At 67.2% G+C, this 19,854-nt stretch carries 25 protein-coding genes; all 25 read right to left on the bottom strand.

Translation table 11 applies throughout. The annotated features are described in order from the left end of the window. Positions 1-21: 21 nt before the first annotated feature. Complete coding sequence (locus QRN53_RS11485) at positions 22-384, bottom strand: hypothetical protein (RefSeq protein ID WP_056387508.1); 363 nt, start codon at positions 382-384, stop codon at positions 22-24. A gap of 108 nt (positions 385-492) precedes the next feature. Continuing rightward, positions 493-1,794 (bottom strand): replication-associated recombination protein A, encoded by a 1,302-nt coding sequence (locus QRN53_RS11480; RefSeq protein WP_056387510.1) that lies wholly within the window; start codon positions 1,792-1,794, stop codon positions 493-495. Between the two features lie 3 nt (positions 1,795-1,797). Further along, on the bottom strand, positions 1,798-2,250 hold the full coding sequence (locus QRN53_RS11475; RefSeq protein WP_056387513.1) for a hypothetical protein: 453 nt from the start codon (positions 2,248-2,250) through the stop codon (positions 1,798-1,800). Positions 2,251-2,279: 29 nt separating this feature from the next. Further along, positions 2,280-2,594, bottom strand: coding sequence for a hypothetical protein (locus QRN53_RS11470; RefSeq protein WP_285244021.1), 315 nt, complete (start codon positions 2,592-2,594; stop codon positions 2,280-2,282). A gap of 29 nt (positions 2,595-2,623) precedes the next feature. After that, positions 2,624-3,034, bottom strand: a complete 411-nt coding sequence (locus QRN53_RS21780) for a WhiB family transcriptional regulator (RefSeq protein WP_142133561.1) — start codon at positions 3,032-3,034, stop codon at positions 2,624-2,626. A 202-nt stretch (positions 3,035-3,236) separates the two neighbouring features. After that, positions 3,237-3,581: a hypothetical protein gene (locus tag QRN53_RS11460; RefSeq protein WP_056387519.1), complete on the bottom strand. Its 345-nt coding sequence runs from the start codon at positions 3,579-3,581 to the stop codon at positions 3,237-3,239. Continuing rightward, entirely contained in the window at positions 3,578-4,063 is a 486-nt protein-coding gene (locus QRN53_RS11455) for a hypothetical protein (RefSeq protein ID WP_056387522.1), read from the bottom strand. Before QRN53_RS11455 ends, QRN53_RS11460 begins: the two co-directional genes overlap by 4 nt. After that, positions 4,063-4,404 carry a glutaredoxin family protein gene (locus QRN53_RS11450; protein ID WP_056387525.1) on the bottom strand — a complete coding sequence of 114 codons (342 nt, stop codon included), beginning with the start codon at positions 4,402-4,404 and terminating at the stop codon, positions 4,063-4,065. The genes QRN53_RS11455 and QRN53_RS11450 overlap by 1 nt, the downstream gene beginning before the upstream one ends. 58 nt (positions 4,405-4,462) lie before the next feature. After that, entirely contained in the window at positions 4,463-4,855 is a 393-nt protein-coding gene (locus QRN53_RS11445) for a hypothetical protein (RefSeq protein ID WP_056387529.1), read from the bottom strand. 283 nt (positions 4,856-5,138) lie between these two features. Continuing rightward, complete coding sequence (locus QRN53_RS11440) at positions 5,139-5,408, bottom strand: hypothetical protein (RefSeq protein ID WP_056387532.1); 270 nt, start codon at positions 5,406-5,408, stop codon at positions 5,139-5,141. Next, positions 5,405-5,605, bottom strand: coding sequence for a hypothetical protein (locus QRN53_RS11435; protein WP_056387535.1), 201 nt, complete (start codon positions 5,603-5,605; stop codon positions 5,405-5,407). Before QRN53_RS11435 ends, QRN53_RS11440 begins: the two co-directional genes overlap by 4 nt. Further along, positions 5,602-5,919: a hypothetical protein gene (locus tag QRN53_RS11430; protein ID WP_056387538.1), complete on the bottom strand. Its 318-nt coding sequence runs from the start codon at positions 5,917-5,919 to the stop codon at positions 5,602-5,604. Before QRN53_RS11430 ends, QRN53_RS11435 begins: the two co-directional genes overlap by 4 nt. A 104-nt stretch (positions 5,920-6,023) precedes the next feature. Beyond that, positions 6,024-6,542, bottom strand: a complete 519-nt coding sequence (locus tag QRN53_RS11425) for a hypothetical protein (RefSeq protein WP_056387540.1) — start codon at positions 6,540-6,542, stop codon at positions 6,024-6,026. Positions 6,543-6,631: 89 nt separating this feature from the next. Beyond that, a complete protein-coding gene (locus QRN53_RS11420) occupies positions 6,632-6,931 on the bottom strand; it encodes a hypothetical protein (RefSeq protein WP_056387543.1) in 300 nt (99 codons plus the stop codon). Beyond that, positions 6,928-7,101 carry a hypothetical protein gene (locus tag QRN53_RS11415; RefSeq protein WP_156400143.1) on the bottom strand — a complete coding sequence of 58 codons (174 nt, stop codon included), beginning with the start codon at positions 7,099-7,101 and terminating at the stop codon, positions 6,928-6,930. The genes QRN53_RS11420 and QRN53_RS11415 overlap by 4 nt, the downstream gene beginning before the upstream one ends. 202 nt (positions 7,102-7,303) lie before the next feature. After that, entirely contained in the window at positions 7,304-8,380 is a 1,077-nt protein-coding gene (locus QRN53_RS11410) for an HD domain-containing protein (protein ID WP_186447726.1), read from the bottom strand. Between the two features lie 98 nt (positions 8,381-8,478). Next, entirely contained in the window at positions 8,479-10,347 is a 1,869-nt protein-coding gene (locus tag QRN53_RS11405; protein WP_285244020.1) for an SNF2-related protein, read from the bottom strand. A gap of 39 nt (positions 10,348-10,386) precedes the next feature. Beyond that, the gene (locus QRN53_RS11400; protein WP_056387548.1) at positions 10,387-11,217 is read right to left on the bottom strand and encodes a hypothetical protein; all 831 of its coding nucleotides are present in this window, start codon (positions 11,215-11,217) and stop codon (positions 10,387-10,389) included. After that, a complete protein-coding gene (locus QRN53_RS11395) occupies positions 11,214-11,633 on the bottom strand; it encodes a dATP/dGTP diphosphohydrolase domain-containing protein (protein ID WP_056387550.1) in 420 nt (139 codons plus the stop codon). Before QRN53_RS11395 ends, QRN53_RS11400 begins: the two co-directional genes overlap by 4 nt. Next, entirely contained in the window at positions 11,630-11,959 is a 330-nt protein-coding gene (locus QRN53_RS11390) for a VRR-NUC domain-containing protein (protein ID WP_071416422.1), read from the bottom strand. The genes QRN53_RS11395 and QRN53_RS11390 overlap by 4 nt, the downstream gene beginning before the upstream one ends. A gap of 6 nt (positions 11,960-11,965) precedes the next feature. Continuing rightward, the gene (locus tag QRN53_RS11385; RefSeq protein ID WP_056387553.1) at positions 11,966-12,415 is read right to left on the bottom strand and encodes a hypothetical protein; all 450 of its coding nucleotides are present in this window, start codon (positions 12,413-12,415) and stop codon (positions 11,966-11,968) included. 162 nt (positions 12,416-12,577) lie between these two features. Further along, positions 12,578-15,802 (bottom strand): hypothetical protein, encoded by a 3,225-nt coding sequence (locus tag QRN53_RS11380; protein ID WP_056387555.1) that lies wholly within the window; start codon positions 15,800-15,802, stop codon positions 12,578-12,580. 298 nt (positions 15,803-16,100) lie between these two features. Continuing rightward, positions 16,101-16,337, bottom strand: a complete 237-nt coding sequence (locus tag QRN53_RS11375) for a hypothetical protein (RefSeq protein WP_056387559.1) — start codon at positions 16,335-16,337, stop codon at positions 16,101-16,103. Between the two features lie 7 nt (positions 16,338-16,344). Next, positions 16,345-18,273, bottom strand: a complete 1,929-nt coding sequence (locus QRN53_RS11370) for a DNA primase family protein (protein ID WP_200953126.1) — start codon at positions 18,271-18,273, stop codon at positions 16,345-16,347. A gap of 1,119 nt (positions 18,274-19,392) precedes the next feature. After that, complete coding sequence (locus QRN53_RS11365; RefSeq protein WP_056387565.1) at positions 19,393-19,803, bottom strand: hypothetical protein; 411 nt, start codon at positions 19,801-19,803, stop codon at positions 19,393-19,395. Positions 19,804-19,854 lie beyond the last annotated feature (51 nt).

Genomic DNA, 19,854 nt, shown 5'->3' with positions numbered 1-19,854 from the left:
TTCCTTCGCGATTCCGTGCGATCAGGGCAAAATGACTTCGCGGGAGGCGAGGTCGGAGAGAACGGCCGGATCCGGGACCCGTGCATCGACGCTGTCCTCCTCACAGAGGGCATCGATCAAAGGGTGGCCTTCCAGCGCGCTGCGGGCTTCTGTGGGAGATGCGAAGACGACAGCTGTGCGGGGATGGAACTCCCGGTCGATGAGCACGTAGCCTAGTTCGCCGGGCTCGCGGCGCTGCATGCGCAGCAGGTCGAGATGCAACCGTGCCTGCGCTTCGACGGCGGCGACGTCGATACCAAGATCTGCTGAGAGTCGGTCGTCCACAGTCCTGGGCTTGTCGGACTCCGGGGTCTGCCTCGCGCGTTCAGTGTTGTCGTTGATCATGCTCATCCCCTCTCGTAGGTCTTGTGGAAGCCGACGACTTTGCTGGTGATTTTCCATGCAGCGACGATCCAGGATGATGCGGCCACGGTTCTACCTCTGGTCCGCGATCTAGTCGAGGGGGTTCCTGTCCTCCACGGTCATCTGATCGATCGCAGCCAACCGTCTGGCGATGGTTTGTTCGAAGCCATTGCCGGTAGGACGGTAATACTGTGTGCCGCGGACGGCATCGGGTAGGTATTGCTGCAAGACAACTCCGTGTTCGAAGTCGTGAGGGTAGAAGTAGCCTTCTCCGTGCCCGAGGCCCTTCGCGCCCGGGTAGTGCGCGTCGCGCAGGTGCACTGGCACGCTCCCGGTCCGGCCGCGCCGGACGTCTTCCAGCGCTTGGTCGATGCCGCGGATGACGGCCGGCGACTTGGGGGCCGTGGCGATTGCGACCGTTGCCTGAGCGAGGTTGAGCCGCGCCTCGGGCATACCGATCAGCTGGACGGCCTGGGCGGCGGCCACTGCGATGCCCAGCACCGAGGGGTCGGCCATGCCGACGTCCTCGGAGGCGTGCACCACCAAGCGCCGTGCGATGAACCTCGGGTCCTCCCCCGCCTCGATCATCCGGGCCAGCCAGTGCAGGGCCGCATCCGGGTCGCTGCCTCTCATGCTCTTGATGAATGCGCTGACGACGTCGTAGTGCTGGTCGCCATCGCGGTCGTAACGCTGCAGCGCAGCGCCGGTGACCTGCTCCAGCACCTCGCGGTCGACGACGCTCTTGCCTGCGGCCTGCGCAGTTGCGACAGCGGTCTCCAGCCGGTTCAGCGCCTGGCGGACGTCGCCGCTGGACAGCCCTGCAATGATCTGCAGCGCGGGGTCGGCGAACCCGATCCCGGTGGCTGAGAGGACCGGGTCCTCCTCTAGGGCACGCGAGAGCAGGTTCACGACCTCGCCGTCCTCCACAGGGCGTAGGACCAGCAGGATTGAGCGCGAGACCAGTGCCGAGTTGACCGAGAAGCTCGGGTTCTCGGTGGTCGCGCCGATGAGCGAGATGACCCCGGCCTCCACGGCGGGCAGGAGGACGTCCTGCTGCGCCTTGGAGAAGCGGTGGATCTCGTCAATGAACACGAACGTCTGGAGGTCGTCGTCGAGGGCCTTCTGGGCTCCGGCGAGCGTTTTGCGGACATCGGCTACGCCGGCGCTGGTCGCAGAGAGCTCGACGAAGCGGCGGCTGGTCTGGCGGGCGATCACCGAGGCGATGGTGGTCTTGCCGACGCCGGGCGGACCCCAGAGCAGGACCGAGGTCGCACCCTCGCCCTGGGCGAGCAGCTCGAGCGGCGAGCCGGGAAAGACCAGGTGCTCCTGGCCCACGATCTGGTCGAGGGAGGTGGGCCGCATGCGGGCGGCCAGGGGTTGGATGGCACTCATGGTCTACTCCTTGTTTGGTTCGAGGCGGGCGATCTCGGCCTCGACCCGGGCTTCTTCGCTCTGTGCCGCGGCGGTGCGCGCCCTGGCCTCGGCGAGCCGGGCACGCGCCTCGCGCAGCGCCTGCGCGTCCGACATGGCCTCGACGGCGTGAATCGCTTTGAGCACCGGTGCGGCTGCGTACGAGGGCACCCGGACGCCGATCTGCAAGTAGAAGTCGTCACCGTCAGATGCGTGACCGACGCTGGGCGGCCGGCCGAACGCTGTCGTGCACTCCTCGTTCTTGCGCGTGTGGATCCGGCCGGCGAAGACCTGGGCGGCGGTCACGCTGCAGTCCGCGACGGCGGCGTGGATGGCCCGGAGCACCGGCTCGACGAGCTGGGTGTCGGTGCGCTGCTGTGGATTGACGGTCGGCAGGAGTCCGGGGTCGAGGTGGCTGTCTTCGATGCGGGGGTGCATGATTGCTCCTTTTGCGGCGGGGGTGGCCATCAGCTCTCGATGCGCGTGAACGGGCCGGAGTTGTGGACGAACAAGGCGATGATCGGCGCGTACCGGGCGTCGCGGTGTACGCCGCCGGCGTCGGTCCAGCCGCCTTGGGCGTCGAGCGTCCAGCGGTCGCCCGTTGTGTCGAGGTACTCTCCCGGCTCGGCCGGGAGCCGATGCTGTTTCACCATCCGGCGGAGCTTGCGGTCAATGGCGGCGCGTTTCCTGGCCGGCATGGGCGCGCCTGTAGTCCGTTCAGGGGGATAGGCGTCCCCGGGCAGCATGTTCTGCTGCCTCAAGCGGCGCGGGAACAGTGGCATGGCGGTCCTTTCAATTGACGGTGCTGCGCTCAGGCGGAGACGGCGTCCTCCCGCTCCTTGTGCCGGGCGAGCACCCGGTAGACGGTGCGGTCGGTGACCTCGGCCATGTCGGCGATGGTCCGGGGGTCGATCCCTCTGCCGGCCATCGCGACGATGAGGGTGTCGCGTTCCTGCTTTTGCGCCTGGGCGGCGCTACGGTGTGCCACCGGTGAAGTCTTGATAAGGCGGTCGCGTTCGGCGGTGCTGAGTCCGCCCCAGATGCCGAAGCGCTCGTCGGCGCTCAACGCGTAATCCAGGCACTGTGCGCGCACCCCGCACTGGGCACAGACCTTCTTGGCGTCGGTGGTGTTGCCGCCCTTCTCCGGGAAAAACGCGTCGGGGTCTGTTTCTGCGCACAGGGCATCCCTGCGCCACTTCTCGTCGGGGTCCTCGCCGCTCATGACGGTGCGGCCGGGAGGCGGGTGTTCTGCTGTGCGTGCACCGTGGCTCCTCCTAGAAGTTGTCGTGCGTGTGTCGGTACTTCGTTCTCGGGGTGTGCGGGCACAGAGCCCCGGAGGATCCCATTCCTCCGGGGCTCTGTGCGCGAGGCTTCCGTCCTGTACTCCGGGGCGGCTGCGCCGCGCGCTGCTCCCGCTGTTCCTTTTAGTCACTGAAAAGGTGCGCGAAGTGTTCGTCGCTGAGGTCAATCTCGACACGCTGGCCCCCACGAGAGATCGTGAAGACGCAGCCCTCGTCAGCACTGGGCTGCCATGGTCCGCGCTGGAAGACCTCCCGCCAGACCTTGCTGGCGGCCTCAGCGGGCGATGCAGCATCCTGGTCGATCGTCCATCCGACGAGGTACTCCTCGCTGCCGGTGCCCTCAAACGGGTCGAGCTGATCCCGGGGGAAGACCTGGTCGAGCGCACGCTCGAAGTCTTCCCGGGTGGTGTCGCCGCCGGACACAGCTCCGCGGATGAGGTCGGCAAGGCTGTCGATGTGCAGGCTCATGGGGTTGCTCCCTGGGTTTTGGTTCGGGTGGGGTCTGCTGCGACCAGCGCGGCGATGAGCTCGAGGTCGTCTCCGCTGTCGGGGTCGATGAGGGTCCCGGCGGATCCGATGTCGGCCAGCGGCTGCTCGTGCGTCTTGCCTGCCGTGTCCCGGTAGACGAGCGTCACGCCGGACAGGTCCACGGCCGTGGTGCTTACCGGGGAGGACCCGGAGGCCTCGAACGCCGGCCGGATCGCCTCGATGAGCGCGATGAGGTGCTGTACCTCTGATTTCCGTTCGAGCAGCGCCTTGCGCTGGAGTGCGCGCTGCTCGAACCGGGCCAGGTGCGCGTCGCAGCAGGTGTCGGTCTTGTCGGGCTCGTCCTTGGGATAGGACAGCAGGTAGTGGTCCGTCTCGACGGATTTGTCGACGAGCGTGTCGAGCAGGATGTCGGCCTGCCGGGCGGTGATGCTGAGGCCGAGGCGCTGCTGCGCCGCTGCCATCAGGACGCCGCCTTCCGGTCCTCCGGGACGATGCCCTTGGTGCACAGCCGGACGAGGGCGGTGAGCATGTCCTGGCGGTGCCCGCCCCAGTGGACAGTGCGGCCGGAGGCCAGCTTGACGACGATCACGGGTGCCTGGGCGTATCCGAGGTCTTCGGTGATGTGGCGGTGGTTTTCATCGCCCTGCTCGATGTCGATTTTGGTGTACTGCATCGCGGGCTGCTGCCGATCGAACAGGCTCTTGGCCTTGTCGCAGTTGGGGCACTCCGCCGGCCCGTAGATGGTGATTTTCGGCGCGGTGTGGGCGGTCCGGGGCAGGTCGCCGATCGTGGTGGGGGTCATGGGACTTGGTTTCCTTCTCTCCCCTGCTGGGGTCGTTGTGGTGTGGAGGCCCTGGCTCTCAGACGTCGGGCTCCAGGTCGAACAGCCCGGGCTGGGCCACACGCTCGCGCAGCTGCCGGGCGGGTTCCTCGCCGAGGCGCTCGACGGCCTTGTCCAGGTCGCGGTAGGCCTCGGACTCGCCGAGTCCACCCATGGCCTCGATCTGGAAGTACAGCTCGGCGAGCTCCCGCTCGCTCAGGCGGTGGCCGAGCACTTCGGGGGCAGCGAGGTCGGTGTACGAGGCGCTGTAGCCCAGCTCCCAGTCGGACTCGGTCTGCTGCTCGGCTGTAAAGGCCACGAGGATGCCGTGGTCGGGCACGAGCGCGCCGACGAGCAGGTCCGCCAGCTGGTCCGGTGTCGGGCTCCACGGCTGCGCCTGCTGGAGGACTGCGCGGACCTTGGTCCGCAGCACTGAGTCGGCGTACAGCCCGGGCTTCCCGCACGGGCACCCGCCGCGAGGGGGCCGCGATCGATGGGCACCCAGAGCCCGTGGTCGTGCTCGAGGTGTTGGTCGGCGTCGTGCCGGGCGATGGCTGCTGGTGTCGACATGACCGTGCTGTGCTGCCAGCTGCACCCGATGCACGCCATGCCGTCTGCGCGCTGCTGGCCGTAGACGTAGACCTCGTGCTTGCCGGGGTGCTTGGCGCGCTTGCCGTCCGGCGTCGCGTCGACCCACCAGTCGGGCAGGGGCGCGTTCACGGCTTCACGTCCTTGGCTGTGCTGTGCATCTCGGCGAGATGGGCGATGGTGCGCCGGCGGAGCCCGTCGTAAAGCGCCCAGAAGGCGTCGTCGCGCGCGGCGAGCTCGTGTATCCAGCTGTTGATCTGTCCGTCCGGGAGCGCTGCGATCTCCGCCGCCTGCTCCGGATCGAGGCCGTGGGCCTCCGGGGCCTCCCGCAGCTCGGCGCGCAGTGACTCTGCGTCGAGCGCGATTCCGGTTGCGGGCCCTCGGTTGTTGTCGGTCATGGGTGGTCTCCTCGGTGTCGCTGCTGGTCGCGGATCGCCTGTCGCTCCCGCTCGCGGCGGGTGCCCTTGCGGGGCTTGGGGGTGTGCCGCTGCGTCGCACTGGACTTGCGGAGTTCCCGCATCCAGTGCGCCTGTTCGGGATTCGCCGACGGCCGGAAGCCCTCGGTGGAGTAGTGCTGCCTGCGCTTTCGGCTCATGGGTTCTTCTCCTCCGCCACGCGGGCGATGTGGCGGGCGCAGCCAGCCGCCCACGTGCGGGCATCGGCGGTCTGCGCGGCGGCCACCGCCTTCGCGGCGCGGTCGGCATCGATGGGCAGCCGATGCCGGATGAGCAGCGCCAGGGTGACGTCGAGCATCACGGTGCGCTCGTGGTCGCTCAGCTCCGTCTGCTCGGAGTGCTCGTGCACCCCACGGCGTTCGTGCAGGGCACGGTCCGCCCGCGAATCGAGCAGGGTCTGCTCGATCTCAGGGACGAGCTCTTCTGCGGTGGTCGTGGTGGTCTGGGGCGTCATGCGGTTCTTTCCGCCGGGCCGCTTGGCCCGGGATCGAGGAGCCCCGTCGCGACGCCGTCCCACAGGGACCCGGCCGCGGCGAGGCTGCGGTCGTGTGGTCTGGGTCAGTCCTTCGAGCCGTCGCGGAACTGGAGGTACTCCCGCAGGGTCGGCGCGTCCGCGCCGGGAAGCGAGATCCGGTCGAGGGCTCCGTACAGGTCCTCGTCTCCGATCAGCTCGCCCTCGTGGGCGACGACGGCTTGCGCCAGGCGGACCAGCAGGACCTTCATCTCCTCGGCGCGCTCCTCGTCGGCGGTCCGCAGGCGCTTGATGTCGATGAGGCGCTTCTCGCAGAGGCTCTTGAGGTAGAGCGCGCCCTTGCGCCACTCGAGGAACTCGATCAGCTGTGTGCTGTGATCCAGCGGGGACAGCCGCCAGATCTCGGCGTCGTCCTGGCGGAATGAGAGCTGCTGGTCGATGCTTGAGGCGGTGGTCTTCAGCCAGTGCTCGGTTTGGTTGAGGCCGGCCGGCGTGGTGGTGACCTCGGCCCAGACTGCGTCATCGCGCAGGCAGCTGCGCATCACGGCGTCGAGCGGGTCCTGCAGGCGTGGAGGTGCGGGGCGGGCGGTGGTCGTCATGGTCATGGCGGATGTCCTCGTCGGTCGTGTCGTTGATGGTCTGCGGAGCGTCGGCCCCGACAGCGCGCCCGTGGCGCTGGTTGTGGAATTAGGTCTCAGTTCCTGGTGCCGAAGCGCAGGTCGGGCCAGATGGGCTCGACCGAGACGCCCAGCAGCTGGATACGGGGGTCGCGGTCCTTGGCGCGTTTCCAGGCGCGGCGAACGGCTGCGGCCTTGTTCCGGGCCTTCTTCTGGTCGTCGAACGGCCCAATCAGGCGCGAGTAGGTCTGGGGGCTGGCGGACTTCAGGCTCTTGGCCTGCATCATCACCACGACGCCGTAGCCGTTGGCCTCCTCGGCCACCAGGTCCTCCCAGGAATCGTAGGTGCGTTCGGTCTGCGTGCTGTACGCCTTCATGGCGAGACCTCCTGGTCGTCGTGACGGATGTCGATGGGCCGCTCCCAGAGCGGCATCCCGTCCTCGCCGGTCTCGGCCGAGAACTCGAGGCGGACCTCCGGCTGGTCTATGTGTGCGCCGAAGTCCGACCAGCCCGCAGGCGGGAGCCGGTAGATGGGCTGCTCAGCCATGGGACTCGCTCCTTCTCGTTGTGGTGTCGTGGCAATGAGGGGGGACCGGGCCGGGACCCGACCCCCGGCATCACTGCCCCGGCACCCGGGTCGGCCCTGCCGACCCCGACGCTGTGCCCTCCGGTGACCAGCACCCGCAGGGTGCCGGTCACCGGTCGGTCATGAACCAGCTGCGATGCGTCCCGTCCCGGTCATCCTGGTCTCAGCCATAGGGCTGTTCTCCTGCGTTTCCGGGTTGGGTCTGCCGACGTTCGGCGGCCCAGGGGAGGCGGGAGTCCTGGTCAGCGGAGCACCAGAGCCCGCCAAGCGAGGCGCTGCGGTGGGTGTGGGGCAGGTGGTCCTCCCGGTCTCCGCACAGCCCGACGGGCAGACCGGCCGGGTCTCCAGTCAGCTCGGCGAAGCGCAGGCGGTACTCGAGCTCGGCAGCATCCGGGCTCCAGGCCTGGATCTCGATCCCGAAGGGCTGACCTGGAACCTCCCAGTCCCCCGCCGGCTCGCCCAGCAGCGCCGCGCGCTCGTCGAGCAGGATCCGCGAGTCGGCGTGCTTCACCTCGGCGGGCATGGCGGGGTCGATGCTGAACTTCTGGGCGATGGCGACCATGACGCCGTCCTCGACGGCCCGGTACTCCGGCATGTGAAGCTTCAGCGGGCGGACCATGTCGCCCACGTATGCCTCTGTCGCGTCGTGCAGCAACGCCCAGAGCGCATGCTCCGGGGCGACGAGTCGCGAGAGGAGTACGCAGTGCTCGGCGACGGACATGAACCGGCGGACGTGGCCGTTGTAGCGGCACTGCATGGACAGCGCGTGTGCGATGTCGGCGATGTCCACGTCCTCGGGCCGCGGGTCCAGCGGGTAGAACCGGCGACCCGTGTAGGTCTGCATCCAGTTGCCGCGCGGAACTACGGTCGTGGCGGGCCGGGCTCCGGCTGTGGCCATCCCTGCTCCGTGATGGCGAGTGACGCTCCTTGTCCCCCGGGCGGGGTCGAAGCTGGCCGGCAGCTCGCGGTCGAAGAGCTCCTCGAGCAGCGCGACGTCGGGGTCGACGGGTTCGTGCTCTGCGCTCTGGAGCCAGAGCACGCCGTAGCGTTCCCCGGTCTCGCGCAGCACGACGTCGTGCAGGCCGTCGTCGGTGTTGTCGATCGTGTAGTCCGTGTTCGGCCCGAGGGCCGGTGCGCGCAGCGGCTTCGTTCCGGGCCGCGCCTGCATGGCTTCCCTGGCCTCGGCGGTGAAGCGCACGCGCGCTCCGTCGGGCCAGGCCTGGTGCTTCGGGTCATTCATGGATCAGTCCTCCTCGGGCCGGGTGGCACTGGGGTCGGGGTGGTGCGCCGCGGAGCGCCGGCGTGTGGCTGGCGCTCCGCGGCGTCGGAATGGGTTGGTCAGACCCGTTCGGAGACCCACAGGTCGTTGAGGTCGTCCTGGATCTCCTCCTCGAGGGCGACGAGGATCGCCTCCTCGCCGGACACAGCCGAGATGAGGTCGTCCTGGACCTGCTGCTTCTCTGCCAGGACTCCGGGCATCCGCTCGTCCTGAGTGCCCTTGGTGATAATCCGGTGGATCACCACGGGCTTGGTCTGCCCCGTGCGGTAGAGACGGCCGTTGGTCTGCAGGTAGTGCTCGAGCGAGAACGGCAGCGTGTACCAGATCATCGTCGAGCCGCCGTCCTGCAGGTTCAGGCCGTGGCCGGCCGCCGCGGGGTGCAGCAGCATCACCTGGATCTGCTTGGCGTTCCACCGGCGGACCATCTCCCGCGAGCCGTCAAAGACCTGCGCGTCGATGCCCGCCTTCTTGAAGCGCGCCATCAGCTGCTCCAGGTCAGAGCGGAAGTGGTACGCGACCAGCACGGGGTCTCCCCCGCTGTTGCGCACCAGGTACTCGGCCATTTCGAGCTTCTTGTCGTGGATAACCTCGTACTGGCCCTTGGTCGCCGGGTCCTCCGGGTCGGCCGTGTAGAGCGTCCCCGAGGCGAACTGCATCAGTTTGCTGGTGAGGACCGCCTGGTTCTCGGCGACGATCGACTCAACGCTCTGGGTGAGCTTTCCGTCCTCGTCCTGGTAGGTCTTCACGACGTCGAGCACGAGGTCGCGCCTGAACTCCTTGTAGGCCTGCATGAGGTCCGGCGGGAGGGTGACGTTGGCGTCCTGGATCGTCAGGCCCGGCAGGTTGAGGTTGGTGTTCTGCGCGCTCATCACCAGGTGCCTGATGGCCTCATGGATCTCGGCCTCGGCGTTCGGGGTCGGGATCCACTTCGCCGGGGTGGTGGTGCCAGGCACCATCTTCGGGATGAACCACCGGTTGCGGAACTCCGTGATGGTCCGGCCCAGGGCCTCGCCCTGGTCGAGCAGGTAGATCTGGCTCCACAAGTCGTGCAGCCCGTTCGGGCTCGGCGTGCCGGTCAGCTCGATGAGCCGCGTGATGGCCGGGCGGACCGCCTTCAAGGCCTTGAACCGGGCGCTGCTGTGGGACTTGAAGCCCTGCGACTCGTCGATGATCACCGTCTGAAACGGCCAGATGAGGGTGTCCTGTCCGTTGATGGACTGGATCGGCATCTGGTCGACCAGGCCGTAGCGGCACTGCGCGCAGCCGTCGCCGCCGCAGCTGCGACAGTCGCGGCTCTCGCGCTCCAGCGCGCCGCGGGTGACGAGCTCGCTGATCGCCTCCTTGACCGCGGTCTTGGTGGGGGCTTTGGTTCCGGACTGCCCGGCAGCCAGCTGCAGGAAGTGTCCGATCAGCTGCTCCTGGGCCATTGGTCCGATCGTCTCGATGAGCCCGCGCAGCCGCACGGCCTCCGGTGAGATCCCGGCGGCGATGGCATCGCCGGTAGGGTCGCCGGTCAGCTGGAGCAGACGCGCACCCTGGGAGGGCTGGGTCAGCAACTCCTGGTTGACGAAGTACATCGTCGGCGGGTCGGAGAAGACTTCCCGAAAGCGTTCCAGTCGCTTCTCCTTGGGCAGCTTCCGGTCGTTCTCGTTGACGATGAGCGACTTGGTTCGGATCGGGAATCCCCATTTGTCGATCTCGTCGAGCCAGGTCGAGCGAGCGATCGCGATCGGTGCGACGACGAGGATGTGGCCCATCGGCCGGACTGTCTGCAGGACGCTGAGGGTCGAAAGCGTCTTCCCGGCTCCGACACCAAGCCAGGCTCCGGCGAAGGGGCGGCTGACGAGGAAGTCGTGGATCTGCTGCTGGTAGGGCTTGAGCACGATGGGCGCGGGTGACGGCTGCGGTGGTGCGATGGTCGTGGTCATGGTGTGCGGCCTCCTCTCGTGGGTTGTCGGCAGTCGGGATCAGGCATGGAATGCCTCGCGTATAAGGCCCAGGCGGACCTCGGCGTCATCGGCCCGGCGTGTCTGGGCGGCGAGCTCTGCCTCCAGCCCGACGATCCTGCGCTGCAGGGCGGTGACACGCGGGTCCTCACCCAGCGCGGTGCGTACGCGCTCAAGCACCGCTTCGGCAGAGGCATCCCCGACGGCCGCATCGGGTATGGGCGTCGCAAACGGCAAATCTTCCTTGGCCTCGGCGGTCATGTCGTCCTCTGCTTCCTGCCCGGGCTCGGGCGCGATCATCAGGTGTCCCCGGCGGCGGGTGGGCCGGGCCGTCGCGGGCTCCGGCTGGTCTTGTTCCGGTGCATCGGGCTGTGCGGGCGCGTCGACGGGCACGGCCTGGAAGGCCGGCTCCCCGGCCCCGTCGAACGAGACCTCGATGAGCTGGTCCGCAGGCAGGCCCTCGGGCTGGGCGTCGAACCAGCGGGAGAAGGCGGCTGGGTGCTCCACGAAGGCCACCGCGACGGTCATCTGCCGTTTCCCGCGTGGCCTGCGGTCTGCGGCGGATACTGCATGATCGGCCCGGTGCCCGCCGAGCAGCCGTTTCATGTCGGCACGGGCGTTCTGCGCCGTGCGGTTGGGTGAGGTCATGTTGCGCGGCACCGAGACGGATCCGCCGGCATTGTTGCGCAGGATGGCGTGGCCCCGGGACGAGACACGCCCAACGCAGCCGGCCCGCATCGCTTCGAGCACGAGCTCCGTGGCCTCGCGATCGAAGGTGCCCAGGTCGGCCCGGGTGAGCTGGCGGAAGGCCGAGGTGGCCTGGCCGTTGCCCTTGGTGACGCGGCCGCTCATCGGGCGGCCTCCGGGGTTCCGGCGTCACCGCGGGCGATCACCGTCCGGGTGCTTTCCGCGGCCAGGAGGTTGAACACCACGGCAGCCGCGTGGTCCTCATCGTCTTCGCCGCACATCCACTGCATGAAGTGGCGGAAGGCGCTGGCGCGGAACTCCTCCATCTCTGCGGCAGTGCTGGCCTGCTCCCAGTCGCGCGAGTCGTACTTGCGCGCTCCACGCTCCACGAGCGCGGCCGTCCTTGTGAGCAGCTGGTCCTGGTAGGGCACCTGAAGCGGTACGAGCAGGTCGAAGCGGGGCTGGCCTGTCTTCACCTCGCGCTGCATGCCGGAGGCGGTGACCCTGCGTGATCCCGAGTCTTTCGTTTCGTAGTCGCGGGCGGCTGTCTCCGGGCCCGCGGCCGTGGCTGTTGCGGTCATGATGCTGCTTTCTGCTGGCTCTCGATCCGGCGGTAACCGAGCACGTGGGTGATGAAGGCGTCGACGGCCTGCTCGTCATCCACGACGTGGATCTCGGCACCGAAACGGCGCATCTTGGCGTGCATGACGCGCTGGCGCTTCTCGAGGTCTCCGCCGGGTCGCTTGACCTCGACGAAGACCGTGCCGGTGGGCGTGAGGACGATTCGGTCGGGGACGCCCCCGCGGGCCGGGGACACGAACTTCAGGCAGAACAGACCGTGCCGGCGGCACTGCGTGAGCAGGTACTGCTCGACGGCCTTCTCCCGCTGGTTCTTCTTCCTCGGCATGGGGCCTCAGTCCTCGTCGGTCCCGGCAGCGTCGGAGGCGTCGCCGTCAAGGAAGTGCCCGAAGCCGACGATGTCCTCGTCGTCGATGTAGGCAGCGATGGCGTCCGGGTCGTAGACGAAGCTCGGGTCGTCAGGGTCGACTACGACCCAGCGCTTGGCCGCATTGCCGTAGTTGGAGAAGCCGTCGATGTCGGCGACGGTCACCAGGCCCTGGTGGGCGAGCTCCTTGAGCCGGGTGCGGATGACGGAGTCCGAGGAGCGCGGCACCTCGCCGAGGCTGGTGACGACGCGGTCGTGGTAAGCGGCGATGAGCTCGTCGTGGGTGAGCGGGCCCTTCTCGCGGACGATGTCGAGCACGATGGGACGGACGCGGGATGCGCCGAGCGCGGCCTTCACGGCGGCGGCGTAGGAGGTCTCCGGGTCAGTGGAGCGGACAGGGAGTGTTGACTGGGACATGATGGCCTCTCGTGGTCGTGTCGTGTCGAGCCTGAATTGCCTTTCGTACTCAATTATGACTCGAAGTGAATGATCTGTACGGAACCATTCGCAATGGTGCACAGAGTTGAACAAGGGGCCGCGGCGTCCGCGGCCCCCTTGTGCGGGCTGTGGTCGATCGGCTCAGGCGGCCTCGTTCATCCAGTTCTTGGTGAACGTCTCCTCGAGCATCCGGACGTAGGTGTCCAGGTCCAGCGAGGCGATGAGCCGCTCGATCCGGTCGGCCGGCAGCTGGTGCAGGTCGTCGTTGACGACGACCATCGACCAGGTTGGGTCGATGGCGTTAATGCGCCGCACCACGACGTCCTGGTCGTCCGGGAGCACGGCGAGCCCGTCCGACATGCTGGCCTCGGCGCGGGAGCGGGCCCAGCCGTGATGGCGCAGCACCTCCAGCGCGACCGGGTCGCGCTTGGTCCGGCCGATGTCCTCCTCGCGGCGCTTGGCCTGGCTGGCCGCGGTGACCTTCCAGGCACCGGCGTTGAGCAGGCTCCGGGCGTTCTCAGTGCCCTCGCGGACGATGAACACCCGGTTGACCATCTGCAGCACCTGCGGGTCGCGGACGTTGGTCACGTGACCCTGCTCGCTGTACTTCACACCCACGGCGGGGTCGATGGGTGCAGCCGAGAAGGGGTAGGTGATCGAGCCGCGGGAGGCCGCGATGACGTTCTGGAACAGCAGGAGCGACCGGATCGGGTCGTCCTCCAGGACCGCCTCCTCGATCACCTTCCGGCCCAGCATCAGGTCGAAGGGCTCCGCGATCGCCGACTCTCCCCTGCTCGCCACCGTCTGCAGGTAGCGGGCCAGGGCGAAGTCGATCACGGCCGGGTGGGCCAGCGACTTCGTCGGAGTCGGGCCCGCGTGGCAGGCCAGCGTGCCGCCACCGGCGGCGATGATCGGACTGTCTGCCACGGACCGCCCCGGCTCCGGGGCCTCCAGCTCCAGGCGGTTGTTCGAGTCCTTGCTGATGAGGAACATCAGCTCAGGCTCGATGTCGACGCCGATGGCCTCCTGCTGCTCGGCGAGCACCCGGTTGTTGGTCGCTTCGTCGAATCCGTTCTCGCCGCCGACGACCGAGTAGAGGCCGTCGGTGTTGGTGGAGATGATCCGCGCCCCGGCCAGGGTCTGGGCCTGTCCGATCCGCCAGCTGAACAGCTGGCCAAGGATGCGCATCGAGATGATGCGGTTGTTCATCCGGATCGGCGTGCGGTGACTTGCGTCGCCTGCGCCCGAGGCCGAGTTGAGGATCAGCTTCGTGCCGTTGCGCAGCACGCCGAGCCCGGCGATCTGAGCCTTCAGCCGCGCAGCTTCAGGGCTGTCGCCCGGAAGCTGGGCCAGCTGCTTCTTCAGCCCCTTGATCTCCTGGCCGTAGCGCTCCTTGTCGAAGAAGATCTTCGCGTAGCGGTCCTCACCCAGCTCGGGGTTCCAGAACGCCCGCATGTTGCGCAGCAGGTTCGGGTAGTAGCTGGTGAAGTCCTCGTGGATCACCAGGCCAGCCGAGGTGCGTGCGAACTTCGGGTGCAGCTTGTCGGAGCCGTCTTCCTTGGCGATGAACAGCTCTGGCTTCTTCTTGGCCGGCTCATCGCGGTAGGCGGCATTGGTGGCCGTGCTGTTGGCGAGTACCACCTTGCCTTCCAGGACACCGCCGTCGGGCAGGACGACGTTCAGCGCCTCCGCCTCGGGCCGCTGGGTGGTCAACAGGTCCGCCGGGTCAGGCACCTGGGCCTGGGCGCGGGCGAGCTGCCCGGCCTGGTCAGGGTCGTCCTTCTTCGGCTTGCGGTACTTGACCTTCTCCGGGTCCGAACCCAGCAGGACCAGCCGCTTGTCGACGAAGGTGCCGTCGGGCAGGCGGAGCATGGCGTGCTGACGCTTGGCCTCTGCTACGAAGTCCTTTGCGTCCGGGAAGGCCTGCGCTGCCCGGATGAGCATCATGGTCTGATCGTTGTGCTCGACCTTCTCGGCGTTGAACACCGACAGGTCGGCTTCGGCCCCATGGATGCCGCCGGTGGAGAACGTGGCGAAGCAGGACGACGGCGAGGCGTCCGCCCGGAAATACGGCACGTTGTTCGGGGTCTTGGGCACATCGCGCAGAGACCGGGCCGGAAGGCTGAACTTGTCGCGGTACTCCTCGGAGTCGTTGAAGTTCTGCCCCTCGATCGAGCGGTAGTACGCCACGACTTGCAGGAATTGCCGGTGGGCCTCGCGCTGGGCTGCAGTCACTTCGGAGTGGGTGGCCGGGTCGGGCGCGACGTTCTCCTCGAAGAAGCGCACGCACTCGTCGAGCACGTTGACCGGCTCGATCCCGCGTTCTTTAGCGACCTCGGGGTGCGGATATACGAAGGACACCGCCTCGATGTCATCCAGTGAGGCGTAGGGTGCGAGGATGCGGCCCACGAACTTTGCCGATGAGGAGTCGACTGCCAGCCGGTCCTTGCGCACCGCACCGTTCTTGGTGAACACCGTTTCGGTGAACTGGGTGAGCAGAGCGGCCTTGAGATCGAAGTTGCTCGCGTACGCCGGGTGCCGGAACAGCTGGGCCAGACCAAGGCAGTCCGAGACGTTGTAGGCCAGCAGCTCATAGAGATCCTCTACCGCCTCGATGCTCGTGTCATGGCTGAGCTTCTCGGATTCCTTGATCTGGCGGCCGAGCATCCCGAGCAGGCGCTTGAGGCTGACCTTGGACTGCAGTTCGTTCAGCCGGGCCACGTCCAGGTGCCGGCCCGAGTGAAGCATGGCGCGGCGGATCTTCGCAGCCGCCCCGTCCCAGCCGAGGTAGCCAGGCATGTACTCGATGTGCTGGGACGAGAAGAGCTGGTCGTTGTGGTCGCGCAGAGTACGGGCCGTGGTCGGCTGAAACGGCCGACCGCTGCCCGGGGCCGGAAACGCCTCGTTGAGGTAGAGCGCGACCATGGTCGTGTCATAGTTCATTGAGTTGTAGCCAGCAAGGAACGGATGCAGTGCCGGGTCGTATTCGGGGTCTGTGTCGCAGACCGGACGCAGCGCCGCGGGGTACCCGCCTGGGTCGGAGTGGTTGCACACCTGGTCGGCGTTCGAGAGGCCCATCAGTTCGGCGAGCCGGAGGCTGCCCCGTTCGCTGCCGAGGTTCCAAAGCTGGACGCTGACCGCGGGCAGCCCCGGGTTGGAGCGGATCACGGTGTCGTAGAGGGCCTGGGGGTCGACGGAGGCGACCAGCGCCGGGTCGTCGGCCAGGAAGAAGATCTCCAGGTCGTGGACGGCGCGGCCCGGCCGCGGGGTGTAGGCGCACAGCGTGAAGACGTTCGACAGCGATTCGATGTCGTAGAACGTGAAGAGCGCGGTCTCAGCTGTGACGGGGGTGCGCTGGGTGGTCATGGGTCTGGCCTTTCGGTCGTCACCGGCCGTCACGGCCGGGGTATGCAGTTATCTGGTCGGGGTGCCGGGCGCTGCCGCGGATGGCCTTAGGCGGCGCTTCTTCCTTGTGACGGGCGCGGGGACCGGCCGGGCACCGCGGGCCCATCGACCTCCCACCAGGGAGTAGCCGAAGTGCTCACGCTGGCCGGTGCAGTCGGCGCATTCCTTTCCGGGCGAGACTCCCTCTCCTGCACATCCGTCTTTCCAGTTCGGTTCGTTCGGGTGCGGCTGCGTCATGTCCTGTTTTCCGTTCTTGTCTTCAGTCGATCGGGTTGTGTGGAGAGCGGCGGCGCGGGGCGTCCATCCGGCTGGAGGCCTCAGCCACGAGCCGCCGCTTCTCCTCCGGGTCGGCACTGATCTGCGAGCGGACGATCAGGTTGGTGATCCGCTGTTCGCGGGCGACATCGGCCAGCGCGGTGCTTGCCCTGCCTTGTTGCTTGGCGAGGTCGGTCACCGCCCGGGCGAGCTCGGTGATGGCCCTGGCGATTGTGGGCATGGTCGGATCAGTCCTCTCCTGTGGTGTCCTCGTCGTCGGCGTCCACCTGGGCGGCGGGACCTGTGTGCCGGAGCAGGCCGCGGTAGTTGGCCTGAAGGACCGGCTGCGACTTCTTTTTCGGGTCCGAGCCGCTGTAGTGCGGGTTCATCCACTTCTTCAGCTCGTACTCGGCGATGGTCGTCTCGGGGGTGGCCATCATCTGGCCGGGGCGGATCTTCTTGTTCTTGTCCGGGCAGTGCCACAGCGGGTCAGGCCGCACGATCGCAACCAGGTCCGTGATGAACTGCTTGTTGCTCACCGGCGACCCCGAGGGCGAGACGTCTGCGAACCAGGCCTTGTAGAGGTCATAGGTGAAGGTGAAAGGCACCAGGTCCCACACCAGCCGCTCGCGGAACTCTTCCCAGAAGGCGCGCACGGGGTCGTTGGCCTCCTTGTACTCGGCCAGGACCACCTTGGTCGCCACCGGCTCGGAGAGCTGGTAGTAGTTGCCCGGGTCGGCTGCGCCGGCGCGGTTGAGCACGTACCAGAGGGCGTACTCCAGGACCTCGCGGCGCTGGAGGTAGTCGTCCTTGATGTACTTGCGCTCCATGCCGGTGAAGCTCTTGTTGAACGGTACGAACAGCTGCCGGCGGTAGAAGCTTTCGGACTTGTCCTTCACGCGCGGGAACTCGTTGAGGCACTGGACCATGAAGCCGAAGAACTGGTAGGCGATCGGCATCCGGTACTTCCGGTTGATCTGGATGACGTCGTTGGTGACGATCGCCTTCAGGTTGGCCGCTTTGTCGATGAAGGTGCCCACGTCGTTCTCGTCGACGATGATCGCGTTGGCGCGCACGAGCGGCTCGAGCGCGAAGTCCTTGCCGAAGTCGCTCAGCGGGATCGAGGTGTGCGAGCGTGGCCCGCACAGGTTGCGCATGAGCGAGCACAGCGTGCCCTTGCCGTTGTTGCCCTGTTCTGAATAGAACCAGGCAGTCTTGCCCCAACTGACGTGCGGCCGAATGATCGCGCCGATGACCTCCCAGAGCAGCTCGGGGATACCCTCCTCGTCGGAGAGCTCGCGGATCCAGGACTCGATGTCCCAGACCGAGCCGTCGACAGGGTGGACGATCACCGGGTTGTCCGGGTCTTCGACGTAGTCGATGTGGCACTTGGCCAGGAACACCAGTGCCGGGTCGAAGGGCACGAGCGACTTGGGTTCGAAGTGGAAGGCCTTGCCGCCCTCATGGATGTCCCGGGCCTCGCGGCCGTAGTGGAACACGCCGTTGTTCACGGCGATGAGGTCTCTGTGGCTGCACTGGTGCCGGCGCGGGCTGTCCTCGCGGAGTACTGCCAGGACCTCGGCGAACTCCTTGAGTGTCAGCTGCGTGTTGTAACGGCGTGCCGTGGTGCGGATGTCGTCCTCGCTGGTGGTGTACGTGCCGCGGCCCGGACCGGTGGCCTGGTACATCGCCAGCAGGTCGTACTCGCGGTCAGTGTCCTTGGCGCTGGGGGCGATGCGGATCACGTGGTGCAGGCTCAACAGGATTTGCGCCACTTGCCAGTAGGTCAGGTGCCGGGCCAGGGGCAGCTTCTCGGCAGCCACCTTGGTCTTGCTGTTCTCGGCCTTGGAGACGCCGTTCACGATCGCGAGCAGCTGCTTCTCGAGCAGGCGCGGTGCGGGCGGGTCCGACGGGTCGATCAGCTGGAGGTAGACCTCGGTCGCGCGCGTGACTATTTCGTTTTGCGGGGCGATGTCGCCGCCGTCGGCGAAGTACGTCATGACCTCGGTGAAGGCGTCGGCGACAGGGTTGGTCGAGGGGGTGTCGAAGTCCTCGTCGAAGACGGGCGTTGGGTCGTCAGGAGTCGTCATGCTGCTGTCTTTCTCGATCGCGTCGAGTACCTGCCGGCAGTGAGTGGGAAGCCGATTGGTCTCGTAATCGAATAGGAACGTGCTCACGACTCTATGCCATCCGAATGGTCTTTCGCAACGAGTCGACTGATAGTCGACTCATGGTCCGACAGAGGTCCCGGGTGGTACCCGGGTGGGGCTCGGAGGGGTCGCGCGCGAGACCCGGAGGCCACGGCGACACGACGAGAGCGTGCGGTCTGGAATGAGAAACAGCGGCTCCGGGGGCGTATGCCCCACGGAGCCGCTGGCTTCTCGTGCTCGAGCACTCCCCCGCGGGCGGCGTGAGCCGCCCGACCCCCTGGTCGGGGTTCGGGGAGTTCTTCCGACCGGCCGGCCGGGAACCTCCAGAGCTGGGATCCGGCTGCAGCAGCGAGCCGGTATACCCCCAATGGGTATCGGAAGGTGTACCACTTGACGTGGTACACCTGTTTCCCCTGGTCAGTCGGGGATTTCAGGACTTCTCCAAACGGGGTGTACCACATGGAGATTTGCACGTGGTACAGGCGTTTGCCCTGGTCAGACGGGCTTTATATACCCCCTGTACCACTTGTACCACTAAATAAAGACTAGATATACGCGCATGGGGATAAGAGCTCTTACTGGCTGGATGACCGATCGGAGGCGTCCTTCGCGCACATATGTAAACGCTCGGAATCTGGTGGTACTCGTGGTACACCCGCCGAAAACGCTGATCTGCCAAGGCAATACGGCGTACCACGTCCGCTCGGGCACGTGGTACAGACTCCCTCGGCCGCGGTCGCCTGACCCGCCGTTTGAGCAGGCCAGCACTGGGATCGGGAGGTGTACCACGACACGTGGTACACCTCGGCGCTGCGTCCTCCCGTGCAGCGGAGCATCAGGCCCTGACGGCCCTGACGGGAGCGATCGCGATGGGTCCCGCGTCCTGGTCGACCGGGCTTCCGAGTTATTCCGAGTGATTCGAGACAGACCTTCGAATGGTCGCCGGAATGGGACGCCGACTGCATTGCACATGATGAATCGACACTGATATAGTGGGCATCGGTGTTAGGGCCAGGAACCGTCACCAGGTGTTGTTGTCACAGGAACGTGAAAACAGAAAGGCCGGAGAAGCATCCCCGTGGGAAGGGAGCTCTCCGGCCTTTCTGCGCGTTCACGCTGGTGCGAGGCCCTGGGTGCGCCGGCCGCCTAGAAGGCGGCCGCGCTGCGGCCTCGCCGGTATCCCGCATTGGGGGACTCGGGTATGTGGGCACGGACCCGGTGGCCGTCCTCGACGGCGTACAGGATCTCGTAGGTGATGGAGACGTTGCGGTTGCAGGGCATCACACCCTGCCTCCGGCGCATCTCGAGCTTGCGGAAGCCAGCGACGGACTCGGCGCGTTCGAAGAAGCGGGCAAGCATCTCGCGGGCGCGTTCGTGCGCCTGCTCCGCCGTGCGGCCGCTGGTGCTCATGGTGAAGAAGTGCATGGACCCTCGATCGAAGGTCGGCCTCTCACCGGTGTCGAAGTCGCTGGCGAACCGCGCGCGGCGCACTTCGCTGCCGCTGGGGCGCACGAGCCGGCCTTGCGCGTCATACGCGCACTTGTTGACGACTGCCATGGTGGATCCACCTCCTCTCAGGTCTGGCTGACGAAAATCCTTCAGCCAATC

The sequence above is a fragment of the Pseudarthrobacter sp. fls2-241-R2A-127 genome (genome assembly GCF_030209355.1).
Lineage (GTDB): Bacteria > Actinomycetota > Actinomycetes > Actinomycetales > Micrococcaceae > Arthrobacter.
Note: the sequence above shows the minus strand (reverse complement) of the source record. Positions and strands in the feature narration are given on the sequence as shown.

Excerpts from the sequence above, each read along its gene's own strand:
- QRN53_RS11420 (WP_056387543.1), bottom strand. The coding sequence starts at position 6,931 with ATGAAGGCGTACAGCACGCAGACCGAACGCACCTACGATTCCTGGGAG.
- QRN53_RS11455 (WP_056387522.1), bottom strand. The coding sequence starts at position 4,063 with ATGGCAGCGGCGCAGCAGCGCCTCGGCCTCAGCATCACCGCCCGGCAG.
- QRN53_RS11415 (WP_156400143.1), bottom strand. The coding sequence starts at position 7,101 with ATGGCTGAGCAGCCCATCTACCGGCTCCCGCCTGCGGGCTGGTCGGAC.
- QRN53_RS11425 (WP_056387540.1), bottom strand. The coding sequence starts at position 6,542 with ATGACCATGACGACCACCGCCCGCCCCGCACCTCCACGCCTGCAGGAC.
- QRN53_RS11375 (WP_056387559.1), bottom strand. The coding sequence starts at position 16,337 with ATGCCCACAATCGCCAGGGCCATCACCGAGCTCGCCCGGGCGGTGACC.
- QRN53_RS11470 (WP_285244021.1), bottom strand. The coding sequence starts at position 2,594 with ATGCCACTGTTCCCGCGCCGCTTGAGGCAGCAGAACATGCTGCCCGGG.
- QRN53_RS11435 (WP_056387535.1), bottom strand. The coding sequence starts at position 5,605 with ATGAGCCGAAAGCGCAGGCAGCACTACTCCACCGAGGGCTTCCGGCCG.
- QRN53_RS11480 (WP_056387510.1), bottom strand. The coding sequence starts at position 1,794 with ATGAGTGCCATCCAACCCCTGGCCGCCCGCATGCGGCCCACCTCCCTC.
- QRN53_RS11485 (WP_056387508.1), bottom strand. The coding sequence starts at position 384 with ATGATCAACGACAACACTGAACGCGCGAGGCAGACCCCGGAGTCCGAC.
- QRN53_RS21780 (WP_142133561.1), bottom strand. The coding sequence starts at position 3,034 with ATGAGCGGCGAGGACCCCGACGAGAAGTGGCGCAGGGATGCCCTGTGC.
- QRN53_RS11380 (WP_056387555.1), bottom strand. The coding sequence starts at position 15,802 with ATGACCACCCAGCGCACCCCCGTCACAGCTGAGACCGCGCTCTTCACG.
- QRN53_RS11365 (WP_056387565.1), bottom strand. The coding sequence starts at position 19,803 with ATGGCAGTCGTCAACAAGTGCGCGTATGACGCGCAAGGCCGGCTCGTG.
- QRN53_RS11410 (WP_186447726.1), bottom strand. The coding sequence starts at position 8,380 with ATGAATGACCCGAAGCACCAGGCCTGGCCCGACGGAGCGCGCGTGCGC.
- QRN53_RS11405 (WP_285244020.1), bottom strand. The coding sequence starts at position 10,347 with ATGACCACGACCATCGCACCACCGCAGCCGTCACCCGCGCCCATCGTG.
- QRN53_RS11400 (WP_056387548.1), bottom strand. The coding sequence starts at position 11,217 with ATGAGCGGCCGCGTCACCAAGGGCAACGGCCAGGCCACCTCGGCCTTC.
- QRN53_RS11440 (WP_056387532.1), bottom strand. The coding sequence starts at position 5,408 with ATGACCGACAACAACCGAGGGCCCGCAACCGGAATCGCGCTCGACGCA.
- QRN53_RS11390 (WP_071416422.1), bottom strand. The coding sequence starts at position 11,959 with ATGCCGAGGAAGAAGAACCAGCGGGAGAAGGCCGTCGAGCAGTACCTG.
- QRN53_RS11430 (WP_056387538.1), bottom strand. The coding sequence starts at position 5,919 with ATGACGCCCCAGACCACCACGACCACCGCAGAAGAGCTCGTCCCTGAG.
- QRN53_RS11475 (WP_056387513.1), bottom strand. The coding sequence starts at position 2,250 with ATGCACCCCCGCATCGAAGACAGCCACCTCGACCCCGGACTCCTGCCG.
- QRN53_RS11385 (WP_056387553.1), bottom strand. The coding sequence starts at position 12,415 with ATGTCCCAGTCAACACTCCCTGTCCGCTCCACTGACCCGGAGACCTCC.
- QRN53_RS11460 (WP_056387519.1), bottom strand. The coding sequence starts at position 3,581 with ATGAGCCTGCACATCGACAGCCTTGCCGACCTCATCCGCGGAGCTGTG.
- QRN53_RS11395 (WP_056387550.1), bottom strand. The coding sequence starts at position 11,633 with ATGACCGCAACAGCCACGGCCGCGGGCCCGGAGACAGCCGCCCGCGAC.
- QRN53_RS11450 (WP_056387525.1), bottom strand. The coding sequence starts at position 4,404 with ATGACCCCCACCACGATCGGCGACCTGCCCCGGACCGCCCACACCGCG.